The organism is Streptomyces sp. H51, assembly GCF_035656535.1.
GTDB lineage: Bacteria > Actinomycetota > Actinomycetes > Streptomycetales > Streptomycetaceae > Streptomyces.
In genome coordinates, this window is sequence record NZ_JAYMHD010000011.1 from 93,421 (window position 1) to 105,226 (window position 11,806).

Annotated in this window: 12 protein-coding genes and 1 riboswitch; of the genes, 4 read left to right on the plus strand and 8 right to left on the minus strand. The window is 71.5% G+C overall.

The window, feature by feature from the left end; translation table 11 throughout:
• Window positions 1-46: 46 nt before the first annotated feature.
• The 7 genes from eno to VKA29_RS01005 all read right to left on the minus strand — a co-directional run bounded on the left by eno (window position 47) and on the right by VKA29_RS01005 (window position 9,029).
• Window positions 47-1,351: a phosphopyruvate hydratase gene (gene eno, locus VKA29_RS00975; protein ID WP_324783167.1), complete on the minus strand. Its 1,305-nt coding sequence runs from the start codon at window positions 1,349-1,351 to the stop codon at window positions 47-49.
• A 337-nt stretch (window positions 1,352-1,688) separates the two neighbouring features.
• Window positions 1,689-2,420: a transglycosylase family protein gene (locus VKA29_RS00980; protein ID WP_324783168.1), complete on the minus strand. Its 732-nt coding sequence runs from the start codon at window positions 2,418-2,420 to the stop codon at window positions 1,689-1,691.
• A 3-nt stretch (window positions 2,421-2,423) separates the two neighbouring features.
• A riboswitch (cyclic di-AMP (ydaO/yuaA leader) is annotated at window positions 2,424-2,593 on the minus strand.
• A gap of 183 nt (window positions 2,594-2,776) precedes the next feature.
• Window positions 2,777-3,829, minus strand: a complete 1,053-nt coding sequence (locus VKA29_RS00985) for a transglycosylase family protein (RefSeq protein ID WP_324783169.1) — start codon at window positions 3,827-3,829, stop codon at window positions 2,777-2,779.
• A gap of 259 nt (window positions 3,830-4,088) precedes the next feature.
• On the minus strand, window positions 4,089-5,360 hold the full coding sequence (locus VKA29_RS00990) for a cytochrome P450 (protein ID WP_324783170.1): 1,272 nt from the start codon (window positions 5,358-5,360) through the stop codon (window positions 4,089-4,091).
• A gap of 982 nt (window positions 5,361-6,342) precedes the next feature.
• Window positions 6,343-7,326 carry a nucleoside triphosphate pyrophosphohydrolase gene (locus VKA29_RS00995; RefSeq protein ID WP_324783171.1) on the minus strand — a complete coding sequence of 328 codons (984 nt, stop codon included), beginning with the start codon at window positions 7,324-7,326 and terminating at the stop codon, window positions 6,343-6,345.
• A 73-nt stretch (window positions 7,327-7,399) separates the two neighbouring features.
• Window positions 7,400-8,035, minus strand: a complete 636-nt coding sequence (locus VKA29_RS01000) for a SurA N-terminal domain-containing protein (protein ID WP_324783172.1) — start codon at window positions 8,033-8,035, stop codon at window positions 7,400-7,402.
• A gap of 166 nt (window positions 8,036-8,201) precedes the next feature.
• Complete coding sequence (locus tag VKA29_RS01005; RefSeq protein WP_324783173.1) at window positions 8,202-9,029, minus strand: glycoside hydrolase domain-containing protein; 828 nt, start codon at window positions 9,027-9,029, stop codon at window positions 8,202-8,204.
• Window positions 9,030-9,376: 347 nt separating this feature from the next.
• Here VKA29_RS01005 and VKA29_RS01010 point away from each other — a divergent pair, with 347 nt between their 5' ends.
• On the plus strand, window positions 9,377-9,757 hold the full coding sequence (locus VKA29_RS01010; protein WP_324783174.1) for a hypothetical protein: 381 nt from the start codon (window positions 9,377-9,379) through the stop codon (window positions 9,755-9,757).
• Between the two features lie 16 nt (window positions 9,758-9,773).
• Here the strand turns inward: VKA29_RS01010 and VKA29_RS01015 are convergent, their stop codons facing one another.
• Window positions 9,774-10,184 (minus strand): ATP-binding protein, encoded by a 411-nt coding sequence (locus tag VKA29_RS01015; RefSeq protein ID WP_324783175.1) that lies wholly within the window; start codon window positions 10,182-10,184, stop codon window positions 9,774-9,776.
• Between the two features lie 229 nt (window positions 10,185-10,413).
• On the opposite strand from VKA29_RS01015, the gene VKA29_RS01020 reads away from it, so the two are divergent.
• The 3 genes from VKA29_RS01020 to VKA29_RS01030 are packed head-to-tail and all read left to right on the plus strand — an operon-like array spanning window position 10,414 to window position 11,747.
• Window positions 10,414-11,259 carry a helix-turn-helix transcriptional regulator gene (locus VKA29_RS01020; protein WP_324783176.1) on the plus strand — a complete coding sequence of 282 codons (846 nt, stop codon included), beginning with the start codon at window positions 10,414-10,416 and terminating at the stop codon, window positions 11,257-11,259.
• 8 nt (window positions 11,260-11,267) lie between these two features.
• Complete coding sequence (locus VKA29_RS01025; protein WP_324783177.1) at window positions 11,268-11,480, plus strand: DUF397 domain-containing protein; 213 nt, start codon at window positions 11,268-11,270, stop codon at window positions 11,478-11,480.
• 54 nt (window positions 11,481-11,534) lie between these two features.
• Window positions 11,535-11,747: a DUF397 domain-containing protein gene (locus tag VKA29_RS01030; RefSeq protein WP_324783564.1), complete on the plus strand. Its 213-nt coding sequence runs from the start codon at window positions 11,535-11,537 to the stop codon at window positions 11,745-11,747.
• Window positions 11,748-11,806: the final 59 nt, after the last annotated feature.

An 11,806-nucleotide genomic window follows, 5' to 3' on the forward strand; every position in this document is an offset into this window, starting at 1 on the left:
GTACGGGGACGTACGTACGACCGGCTCGTGAGCGGCCGTGCCGGGGTCAGCCCTTGGAGACCTGGGTGCCCTTGAAGCGCGGGAAGGCGCTGCGGCCGGCGTAGACCGCGGCGTCGTCGAGGATCTCCTCGATGCGCAGCAGCTGGTTGTACTTGGCGACGCGCTCGGAGCGGGCCGGGGCGCCGGTCTTGATCTGACCGCAGTTGGTGGCGACGGCCAGGTCGGCGATGGTGACGTCCTCGGTCTCGCCGGAGCGGTGGGACATCATGCACTTGAAGCCGTTGCGCTGGGCGAGCTCCACCGCGTCCAGGGTCTCGGTCAGCGAGCCGATCTGGTTGACCTTGACCAGCAGGGCGTTGGCGGTGCCCTCCTCGATGCCGCGGGCCAGCCGCTCGGGGTTGGTGACGAACAGGTCGTCGCCGACCAGCTGCACCTTGTCGCCGAGCTTGTCGGTGATGACCTTCCAGCCGGCCCAGTCGTCCTCGAACAGCGGGTCCTCGATGGAGACGAGCGGGTAGGCCGCGACGAGCTCCTCGTAGTACTCCGTCATCTCGGCGGCGGAGCGCTCCTTGCCCTCGAAGAGGTACTTGCCGTCCTTGTAGAACTCGGAGGCGGCGACGTCGAGGGCGAGGGCGATCTGCTCGCCGGGGGTGTAGCCGGCCTCCTTGATCGCCTCCAGGATGAGGTCGAGGGCCTCGCGGTTGGAGCCGAGGTTCGGGGCGAAGCCGCCCTCGTCGCCCAGGCCGGTGGCCAGGCCCTTGGACTTCAGGACCTTCTTGAGGGTGTGGTACACCTCGGTGCCCCAGCGCAGGGCCTCGGAGAAGGACTCCGCGCCGATCGGGGCGATCATGAACTCCTGGATGTCCACGTTGGAGTCGGCGTGCGAGCCGCCGTTCAGGATGTTCATCATCGGCACCGGGAGCAGGTGCGCGTTGGGGCCGCCCAGGTAGCGGAAGAGCGGGAGGTCGCTGGCCTCGGAGGCGGCGTGGGCCACGGCGAGCGAGACGCCGAGGATGGCGTTGGCGCCGAGCGAGCCCTTGTTGTCGGTGGCGTCCAGGTCGAACATCGCCTGGTCGATCAGGCGCTGCTCGGTGGCGTCGTAGCCGACCAGCTCCGGGCCGATCTGCTCGATGACGGCGAGGACGGCCTTCTCGACACCCTTGCCCTGGTAACGGTTCGGGTCGCCGTCACGGAGCTCGATGGCCTCGAAGGCGCCGGTGGAGGCGCCGGAGGGGACGGCGGCACGACCCGTGCTGCCGTCGTCGAGGCCGACCTCGACCTCGACCGTGGGATTGCCTCGGGAGTCCAGGATTTCCCGGGCTACGACGACGTCGATGGACGGCACGAGCATCTCCTTCGTGGATGTGACGCTGGTAGTGCGGGGCACTTGGGCCTGACGGCCCGTCTTGCAGCCTTGCGACTAGAGCCTAACCGTCCCGGGACCGTCGGCAGCCGACCGACCGTCCCGTGGACAAGGTCAGACGGTACCTATTGTTCACCCCCGGAACAAAGCGCGGTGAACAGCGCGTGCACACCGGGCGTCGAGGGCAGAGAAAAACCCCGCCCCGGTGCGTACGGGGGAACACGCACCGGGGCGGGGAGCCCATGGGACCGGGGGGACGGCCCCACGGCGGTCCACTGTGCAGGACGCGGCCGAGGGGGCCCGTGATCCGGCTACCGGACGGCTGTCACTTCAGGTGCAGCTGCTGGCCCGGGTAGATGAGGTCGGCGTCCTCGACGATGTCCTTGTTCAGCCGGAACACCTTCTTCCAGCCGCCCTTGACGTCGTGCTCCGCGGCGATCGAGGAGAGCGTGTCGCCCTTGACGACCTTGTACTCGCCGTCGCCCTTCTCGACCTTCTTGCCGGTCGGGGTGGTGACGGTCTTCTGCGACGTCACCGCCGGGCGCTCGGTGGAGCGGGAGGCGCCCTGCTGCTCGGTGGAGCGGGAGGCGGTGCCGCCGCTCGACGAGGAGGACGAGGAGGACGAGGACGACGAGGACGGCGACGAGGAGGGCGCCCCGGCCGCGCCGTCGTAGGAGGCGCCGGACAGGCCCGTGCCGCAGACCGGCCAGGCGCCCTTGCCCTGGCCGGCGAGGACCTTCTCGGCGACGGCGATCTGCTGCGCCTTGCCGGCCTGGTCGGCCGTGGAGGCGTACTGCGTGCCGCCGTACGCGGCCCAGGTGGAGGCGGAGAACTGCAGACCGCCGTAGTAGCCGTTGCCGGTGTTGATGGACCAGTTGCCGCCGGACTCGCACTGGGCGACGGCGTCCCACTCGGAGGCGGTGGCGGCGGAGGCGTTGCCGGCCGCCAGCAGCGGGGCGGCGACGGCGGCGCCGGTGACACCGGCGACGGCGACGGCGCGGGTGGAGCGCTGGAGAACGGTCGGACGACGGTGCTTGCCCTTGCCGGAGAACAGCATGGTTGATCCCCTCACCGACGCCTGCGAGGTGAGCTGTCGGGTTCGGGCCGGTTGAGTTGCCCGGCCGCGCACCTCGCGGTGCGCGGCTCCACCCCTAGCCGTTCCCACCCCTCAAGGGCCGGGCCCGGCGCCTACCTTGGTTCCCCCGCTCCTGCCTACGGCGCTTGACGCGACGACTGTTCCCGGACGGCCGCTGGCAGGATTCGGCGTTGCGGCAGCCGGGGCCCGCGTTGGCGAGCGGTCATGACCGTAGACACGGAATCCACCGGATTTCAAAGACGATCAGGGCCTCTGAGACTCATCCCACACTTTCGCCAAACCGGACATTCCACAGCGAAAGCGGACGTCAACTCCCGCTAGTTTTCGCCCGTTTCCGCCCCGACTCGCAGGGTCTGACCGGGGACGATGTGGCCCGGGTCGGCGCCGATCGCCTTCTTGTTCAGGGTGTAGAGCTCGCGCCACCCGCCGTCGACGTCGAGCGTGTCCGCGACGGAGGCGAGGGTGTCGCCGGTGTGGACCGTGTAGACGTCGCCGTCGTCGGCGTCGCCGCCGTCGGCGTCGTCGGCGCGAGCGGCATGACGGCCCGAGGACGCTTCCGTGGAGCGGCCGTTCGCCGCTTCTTCGGCACTGCCGCCGCGGTGGCGGCCGGTGCCGGTGTCGCCGTCGGCGGCGAGGGAGCCGGTGTCGACGAGGTTCCAGGAGCCCACCATCCGCTCCGAGTTGTCCGTGTCGTCGCTTTCGACCGTTTCGTCGGGTGAGCCGTCGGACGTCCGCGACACGGACGGAGATGCGGACGGCGAAGCGGACTTGTCGGACTTGGCGGGCTTGTCCGTGGCCCTGGAGGAGCCCTTCGGCGCCCGGGGGGACACGGAGGCGCGGGACAGGGCGTCCGACGGCGAGGACACGCCGGAACCACCGCCGGACGCGTCACCCGACGCGCCGGACGAGCCGTTGGACAGGCCGGTGGAGTCGGTGGTGCCGGTGGAGTCGGACGAGTTGTCACCGATCCCGGTGTCGATGTCGGCCGCGCCCTTGTCCTTGTCGAGCCCGGAGGTCAGCCCGCAGGTGGCGAAGGCGCCGACGCCCTGGTCGGCGAGCATCTTCTCGGCGACGGCTATCTGCTGGTTGCGGCTGGCCAGGTCGGCGCTCGGCGCGTAGTCGAGGCCTCCGTACTTCTCCCAGTCCTCCTGGGACAGCCGCAGGCCGCCGGAGAAGCCATTGCCGCTGTTCTCGCTCCACGAGCCGCCGGTCTCGCACTCCGCCACCTTGTCCCACGTCGAACCGTCGGCGGCGTTCGCCGCGGAGGCGCCCAGGAGCGGGATGGCGATGGCGGAGCCGGTCACTCCGGCCGCGACGAGGAGAGCCGGAGCCTGGCGGGGGCGACGGTGACGACCGTTCCCGGAGAGCATGCGGAGACCTTTCGCGAGACAGCGGTGACCCACGCGGCAATCGGTGCGCGAAGCAGCCGCGTTGATGGGTGAAGGTATAGGCAGAGGATCACTTGTCACAAGTTAATGCCGCACAGATCACGTGAAGATCACAGAGTTGAGCGTGTGTCATGTTCTCGGGCCGCGGACCCGTTCGCCCAGGACACGGGAACGCTCGTCCGAGACGTGGCGAACGTCCGTCCAAGGCGCGGCGAACGTCCGTCCAAGGCGCGGCGAAGGCTCACCCGAGCGGGGTGAAGTCGACCGGCAGGGTGCGCAGTCCGCGCATGATGAGACCGCCGCGCCACCTCAACTCGGCCGGTTCCGCCGCGAGCCGGAGGTCCGGCAGCCGGGTCAGCAGCGTGGACAGCGCGGTCTGGCCCTCCAGGCGGGCGAGGGGGGCGCCGAGGCAGTAGTGGATGCCGTGGCCGTACCCCAGGTGCTGGTTGTCGCGGCGCGCGAGGTCGAGGGTGTCCGGCTCGGCGAACCGCTCCGGGTCCCGGTCCGCCGCGGCGAGGACGACCAGCACGGGGTCGCCGGCGGCGATGTCCTGCCCGCCGATGCTCAGCGGCCGGGTCGCGAACCGCCAGGTGGCGATCTCCACCGGGCCGTCGTAGCGCAGGAGTTCCTCGACGCCGGTCTCCAGCAGGCCGCGCTCGCCCGAGGCGAGGGAGTGCTGGAGGCGGGATCGCTGGGCGGGGTGGGTCAGCAGTGCGTAGGTCCCGTTGCCGATGAGGTTGACGGTCGTCTCGAAACCGGCGAACAGCAGGATGAAGGCCATGGCGGCCGCTTCGTTCTCCGTCAGGTGCTCGCCGTGGTCGGAGGCGCGGATCAGGGCGGAGATGAGGTCCTCGCCGGGGGCGGGCTCGGCGGGCAGCGCGGCCCGCTTGCGGTGGATGAGGTCGGCGAGGTAGCCGCGCATCTTCTTCACCGACCGGGCGACCCCGCCGCGCGGGCCTCCCCCGTGACGGATCATCATCCCCGCCCAGTCCCGGAAGTCGTCCTGGTCCTCGCGGGGGACGCCGAGCAGGTCGCAGATCGCGTAGATGGGGAGCGGGAAGGCGAACTCGTGGATGAGGTCGGCGTGGCCGCGGCCGGCGAACCGCCCGATGAGGGTGTCGGTGAGCTCCTGCACCCGGGGGGCGAACTCGGCCACGCGGCGCGGGGTGAAGGCCTTGCTGACCAGCCGGCGCAGCCGGGTGTGGTCCGGCGGGTCGATGTTGAGCAGGTGCGTCATCAGCTCGGCCTTGCGCTCCCCGGGGATGCCGGTCTTGCCCCGGGCGTGCGCGGGCTCGTCGTGATGCGCCGGGTTCTTGCTCAGCCGCTGGTCGGCGAGGGCCTGCCGGGCGTCCTCGTACCGGGTGACCAGCCATGCCTCCACCCCGCTGGGCAGCCTCGTGCGGCGCACGGGCGCGTGCTCGCGCAGCCAGGCGTAGGCCGGGTAGGGGTCGGTGGCGAACTCCCAGCTGAAGAGTTCGGGGGCGGCGGAGTCGGCGGTGGGCTGGTCGGTCACTCCTCGACGGTATCCGCCGCCCACCCGACCCCGTGCCCTCGCCCCGTCGGGCGACACCGGCAGGCGCCGGGGGTGAGGGGGGCGGGGCGGGGTCGGCACGAGCGCGGGGGCGGGGCGGGCGCGCGGGAGTGCAGCCGCGGGTCGGCACGGACGCGGGCCGGAGCGGACACGCGGGAGTGCAGCCGCGGGTCGGCACGGACGCGGGCCGGAGCGGACACGCGGGAGTGCAGCCGCGGGTCGGCACGGACGCGGGCCGGAGCGGACACGCGGGAGTGCAGCCGCGGGTCGGCACGGACGCGGGGCGGAGCGGACACGCGGGAGTGCAGCCGCGGGTCGGCACGGACGCGGGGCGGAGCGGACACGCGGGAGTGCAGCCGCGGGTCGGCACGGACGCGGGGCGGAGCGGTGCGGGCGCGGGACGGGGCGAGCCCGGGGCCGGGCGGTGCGGGCGCGGGGCGGGTGCGCGTCCCCATCGGCCCGTCACCCACGGCCGCCGGACGAATCCCGTCGCCGCAGGCGCGACACCCCACGACAGCCGAACGAATGTCGTCCCCGCAGGCCCGAGGCCCGTGCCGCCCCGGGCCCCCTTGTGCTGTAGGCGCCACGCTGCCGACCCGTGGCACCGGCGACCGGCCCGCCGGTCTCACCGGCGGGCCGCGGCGTCGTGGCCGGCCCCACCCCCGGCGGGCACGCTCTGCGACGCATGGGCCCCGCGGATCGCGGGCCGCCACCGGGCCGCGTGCCTGCGCCCGCCTCGCCGTCGCGACCGCGCCCGCACCTGCGGCGCGCACGGTCGGCGCGCGCCGCAGGCCGGGCCCGGACGGCGTGCGCCCTCCTTCCGGGAGCGCGCCGACGGCATCGGGCACACCGCACCCGAGTGACACGGCCGCCGGGACGGGGGCGGTAGGGCGCCCGGCCCTCCGCGGTACCGCCCGGTGACGTCAGCCCCGCAGGCCGGCCTCGCAGGCCGGCCCCGCAGGCGTCAGCCTTCCGCCGGTGTGCCCTCGGCCGCGCGGATCGCGTCCCGGTAGGCGCGGGCCGCCGCTCTGAGCGCCGCCTCGGGGTCGACGCCCTCCGCCTCCGCGCGCACCGCCATCGCGAGGAGGTCGTAGCCGATGCCCTCGCCGTCCGGTGGCGGCACCCGCAGTCCCGCCGTGCGCACCCGGGAGGCCAGTTTCGACGCGAGGGCGAGGCCCGGCTGGCCGAGCGGGACGCCGTCGGTCAGGGAGGTGCGCCGCTTCTCGACCGCCTTGGTGCGCAGCCAGTGCTCCTTGACCTCCTCCGGGGTCGTGGCCGTCTCGTCCCCGAAGACATGGGGGTGACGGTGGATGAGCTTGGTGACGATCCCGGCGGCCACGTCGTCGATCGAGAAGGGGGCGTCCGGGTCCTCCTCCGCTATGCGGGCGTGGAAGACGACCTGGAGGAGCACGTCGCCCAGTTCCTCACGGAGTTCGTCCCGGTCGCCGTCCTCGATCGCCTCGACGAGTTCGTACGCCTCCTCGATGCCGTACTTCGCCAGGCCCTTGTGCGTCTGCCGGGACGACCACGGGCACTCGGCGCGGATGCGGTCCATCACCTGCACCAGGTCGAGGAGGCGGGCGCCCGGCAGGTCGTAGGAGGCGGGCAGCAGTTCCAGCTCGGGCATGGCGACGCGCCCGGAGCCGGCGAGGCGCGCGAGGCCGTCGGTCAGGGCGGGTTCGCCCTCGCCGGTGGCGACCACGACGACCGTCCGACCGCCCGCGCAGGCGCCGATCAGTTCCTCGGCGGCCGGGGACGCCTCGTCCACCCGTATCCCGGCCTCCCGCAGGTACGGCAGCTGCGGGTGCGCGCCGTCCGCACACAGCACGCGGTCGGCGGCGTGCAGGGCCTGCCAGGCGGGCCAGGACAGCAGGCCGGGCGCGACGCGGTGGCTGGTGGTGAGCAGGACGATGCGGCCGGGCGCGGGGTCGAAGCTGGTTGCGTTCACCCTCCGAACGTAACCCACGCCGCCGACACCCCCGGAAGTCATCCACAGGGCGGGCGGCTGCCCCGCGCCGCGGTCACGCAGTCGAGGAGGTGACCTCGCGCAGCCACGGCGTCCTGGCGTCGACGCGGCTGCTCTTCTGCACGTCCCAGCTGCCGTAGCGCGGGTTGAGGTCGACGTCGAGTTCCTTCGACGCCTGCGAGAGGGCCTTCCAGAACGCGGGCTGGCCGGTGTTCGTGCCGAGCGACCGGGCGAGCTTCTGGGCCTCCAGTTGCAGGCGGAGGTTGTCGTCGAGGCGGTTCGGGGCGACGCCGTACTGCTGCAGCCAGGCCGTCTGCAGCGCCTTCTCCCCGCCGACCTGCTGTTCCAGGCCGGTGCGCATCTGCTGGATCTCCTTGCGGGTCACGGTCACGCCCGCGTCCTCGGCGGCGCGGTGCAGGACCCGGTCGAGGACCATGCTGTGCAGGGTGTCGCGGGTGAGGCTGCCGGTCTGCGCGAGGACCTGCTGGTACTGCGCGTCGCCGCGCACCGCCGCACGCTGCGCGGCGCGCACCTCGTTCACGCGGCTCTGCAGCTGGGAGACGGTGATCCGCTGACCGCCGACCACGGCCGCCGCGCCCGGATGCGCGTCACTTCCGCAGGCGGTCAGGACGGGGGCCGCGGCGACGATCGCGGCGGAGAGGAGGAGCGCGGTGCGACGGCGGCGGTGCAAGGAAGCCTCCCGAGGAGATTGTGCGACGGTGCACAAAGTCTTGCGATGATCGATGGTAGGCAGTGGGTCGGCTGTGGCCAACCCATTCGACCAACGATTCACCAGGACTTCGGGCACCGCCGCACAGCCGGGCGGCGGCGGGACGGCTTGGCGGCGGCGGGACGGCTCAGCCGACGATGGCGACGGGCGCGTCCCACGCGTCGCGGTCGACGGTGATCGTGTACCCGCCCCGCGTCTCCTTGCTGTTCACCATGTACTGGTGGCCGCGGCTGTGGCCGGTGTACTGCGTGGACCCCCACGGCCAGTCTGCGGTGGTGGTGTTCTGCTTGTCCCACAGCGCGTACCAGAGGTTGCCCGGCAGGTCCGTCCTGTCCTTCGCCGTGGCGACGGCCTTGGCGCTGGAGCTGGTGAAGCCGTAGAAACCGGCGCGGTACGTCTTGGCCCGCAGCGTCTTGTCGAAGGAGCGGACGTACGTCAGCACCGCGTCGTTGCACGACGTGTTCGTCACGTCGTACGGCTCCATGTCGAGGTAGATCGGGCTGCCGGCCTTCATGCCGAGCGCCGACGCCTTGGCCACCGCGTCGGCCGCGTCCGTCGCGCCGAGTGAGGCGGCGGTGGAGGCGGTGAGCTTCTCCGGGTTGGAGCCGCTCTGGCAGGGCGGCTGGGCGCCGACGTAGAGGGGGATCAGTTTCCAGCCGACGGAGTTGACCGACTTCACCCAGGACGCGGTGAGGTTGGGCTGGCTGCAGCCCCGGTTCTTGCCGCCGATGTAGACGGCGGCGGCGCCGTAGAAGCCGGTGTGCCATGCCTTCATCGCGCTCAGCGAGGGCGCGGCGCAGGTGTCGAAGGCGCGGCCGGTGTAGGTCTTCTGGGCGGGCCAGGTGGTGGCCGCCATCGAGGTCTGCGCCGCGATCCCGGCCCCCGCGACAACGGCCGCGCCGGCCACCGCCCACGTGAGGTACCTGCGCTTCCTGGACTGCCGGTGCTCGGCCATCCCCACCCCTTCATGCGTACGGCTGCGTGCGTACGCGCCTGAGCGTCGTACGGCGTCGCGTCCACGACGGCGTACGTCCGCCGAAACCGGATTCTCCCGAGCCCCCGAGACGGCGCGGCGTACGACACTGACCTGTCGCGGCCCTGTCGCGCGGCGCCCGATGCGGATCGCACCGTAACCGACGGTGTCCCTCCGATCGGGAAACGCGGCGTATCGGCAGCCACAAGTTTCCCTCATGCCGCGGCAAAGGCAGCCCGTGGCGCGTTCTCACCCCCTGTGCCCTACTCTTGCTGCTTGCGCCGCTTCCGCGTACCGCGGCGCGAGTGCTTCGGGGGATGGGGGTCGCCATGGTGACGGTCAAGCGTCTGGAAGCCGGCTGGCTGCAGCGGATCGCCTGGTCGGTGTTGGTGTGGGGGTCGTTGGGCCTGCTGGCGTGGGTGCCGTTCCTGTACGTGGCGATCCGCCGCGGCCGCGGGTCGGACTGGGGCGCCTTCTGCTCGTTCGTCCTCTACGAAGTGATCACCATCCCCTGGCTCGGCCTCTCCAACGACGACGGCGACGCGATCCTGGGCTCCGTCATCGTCCTGACCCTGCTGATCGGGACGATCATGCTGCTGTTCGCCGAGTTCGACAGCCCGCTGCCGCGTCAGCAGGCGTACGGCGCGATGCCGATGCAGGGCCCGCAGCCCGGCCAGCCGTACGGCCAGGGATACCCGTACGCGCGGTAGGCGGCACTGGACAGTCCTAAACGGCTGCCAGTTCGCACCACACGTACTTGCCGCGGTTGCCCTGCCTGGACAGCGGCTGCCAGCCCCACAGGTCGGCGCAGGCCCGCACCAGCGCCAGCCCGCGCCCTTCCTCGGCGAGCCGGTCCGCGTCCCGCGACGCCTCGGGGGCCTCGGGCGGCTCGGGATCGGCGTCCCAGGCCCCGATCCGCAGCACGCCCGCCGCCCATCGCACCCGCAGGGCGGCGGGCCCTTTTGTGTGCCGTACGGCGTTGGAGACCAACTCCGTCGCGAGCAGTTCGGCGGTGTCCACCAGCCGGATCAGACCGTGCACGGTCAGGATCAGTCGGAGGGTGCGGCGGCTCACGGTGACCGCGCGGACGTCGTTCGGGATGTACAGCGTGTACTCCCACGGCTCAGTTTCGGCCATGCGTGACTCCTGTCGGAGGAAGGCGGTTCGTGATTCGGGGGCGGTGTCATTGCCGCGTCCGCCACGGCAGCACGGAGCGGTGCGCTTCCGACACCCCGCGATTTCGCAGCGTGCGTGACGCGTCACTGACGGTAAATCTAAATGTAGAGATACAGCAAGTCGGTCGCGTAAACTGGCGCCCAACGAGTCGCGCCTGCAAGCGCGTTGTCCCAAGGAGCGGTCGAAGGCTTTGAGGCCCGAACCAACGGCGCGTCAGCTGCGCCTGGCGAGAGAACTGCGCAGACTGCGTGAAGCGGCCGGCCTCAGCGCCCGCCAGGCGGCATCGCTGCTCGGAGTGAGTCCGGCCCAGATCACCCACATCGAGTCGGGCCTCGCGGGCGTGAGCGAGAAACGACTGCGCCGCCTCGCGTCCCACTACGCCTGCACAGACGGGCAGTTCGTCGACGCCCTGGTAGCCATGGCCGCCGATCGCACACGTGGGTGGTGGGAGGAATACCGGGGCCTGCTGCCCACGCCGTTCCTGGACCTGTCCGAATTGGATCACCACGCCACGTTCCGCCGCGACGTGGCCGTCCTGTACGTTCCAGGGCTGCTTCAGACGGAGACGTACGCCCGGGCGGTCTTCTCGAACAGAATCCCGGAACTGACCCCGGAGGAGCGTGACCTGCGCGTCCGTCACCGGCTCGCGCGCCGCGTGACCATCGAGGGGTCGGCTCCCATCCCGTACAAGGCGGTGATCCACGAGGCGGCGCTACGGATCAGAGTCGGTGACCGCACCGCATCGAAGGCTCAGTTGGCTCACCTGCTGGAAGTTTCCGAAGCGGACCACATCACCCTGCGCGTCATCCCCTTCGACCTTGACGGGTTCGCCAGAGCTTCGAGTTCCATGACCTATGTCGGCGGGCCCCTGCCCAAGCTCGACACAGTCGTACGGGACGCACCTCACGGTTCGGTCTTCATCGACTCCGAAGCCCAACTCAACGCCTATCGAACGCGCTTCCGTAAGGTGGAGGCTGTATCACTCGAGCCGGACCGATCGCGTGACTTCATCCACGAGTTGGCGAAGGAGCTGTGAGGCGCCTCATGACCACACCCGAGAACTGGCGCAAGTCGTCCTACTCAGGGGAGGGCGACGGCAACGACTGCGTCGAGATAGCCGACTCCCCCACCCACGTCGCGATACGCGACTCCAAGTCCCCCACCGACCGCACCCTCACCTTCCCGGCCGCGGCCTTCACCGCCTTCCTCACCGCACTGAAGCCCGGCGGCTCTACGACACCGCCCGCACACCGGTAGGGGCGAACCGCGAGACTTCATCCGGATACTGGCCAAGGATCGGTGAAGCCCACCGTGACCACCCCCGACAACTGGCGGAAGTCGTCCTACTCGGGCCCCGACGACGGCAACAACTGCGTCGAGACAGCCGACTCCCCCACCCACGTCGCGATACGCGACTCCAAGTCCCCCGCCGACCGCACCCTCACCTTCCCCACCGCGGCCTTCACCGCGTTCCTCGCCGCCCTCAAGCCGGACGGCACGACGACACCGCCCGCACACCGGTAGGCGGTGCCGGAATCTCGCCCGCACCCCAGGTGCCTTCGATCCCCGAGTCAGGAGCGCCG

Bases quoted from the DNA above. Each gene is read 5' to 3' on its own strand.
- VKA29_RS01025 (WP_324783177.1), top strand. From the start codon at position 11,268: ATGACCACACCCGAGAACTGGCGCAAGTCGTCCTACTCAGGGGAGGGC.
- VKA29_RS01015 (WP_324783175.1), bottom strand. From the start codon at position 10,184: ATGGCCGAAACTGAGCCGTGGGAGTACACGCTGTACATCCCGAACGAC.
- VKA29_RS00985 (WP_324783169.1), bottom strand. From the start codon at position 3,829: ATGCTCTCCGGGAACGGTCGTCACCGTCGCCCCCGCCAGGCTCCGGCT.
- VKA29_RS01010 (WP_324783174.1), top strand. From the start codon at position 9,377: ATGGTGACGGTCAAGCGTCTGGAAGCCGGCTGGCTGCAGCGGATCGCC.
- eno (WP_324783167.1), bottom strand. From the start codon at position 1,351: ATGCTCGTGCCGTCCATCGACGTCGTCGTAGCCCGGGAAATCCTGGAC.
- VKA29_RS00980 (WP_324783168.1), bottom strand. From the start codon at position 2,420: ATGCTGTTCTCCGGCAAGGGCAAGCACCGTCGTCCGACCGTTCTCCAG.
- VKA29_RS01005 (WP_324783173.1), bottom strand. From the start codon at position 9,029: ATGGCCGAGCACCGGCAGTCCAGGAAGCGCAGGTACCTCACGTGGGCG.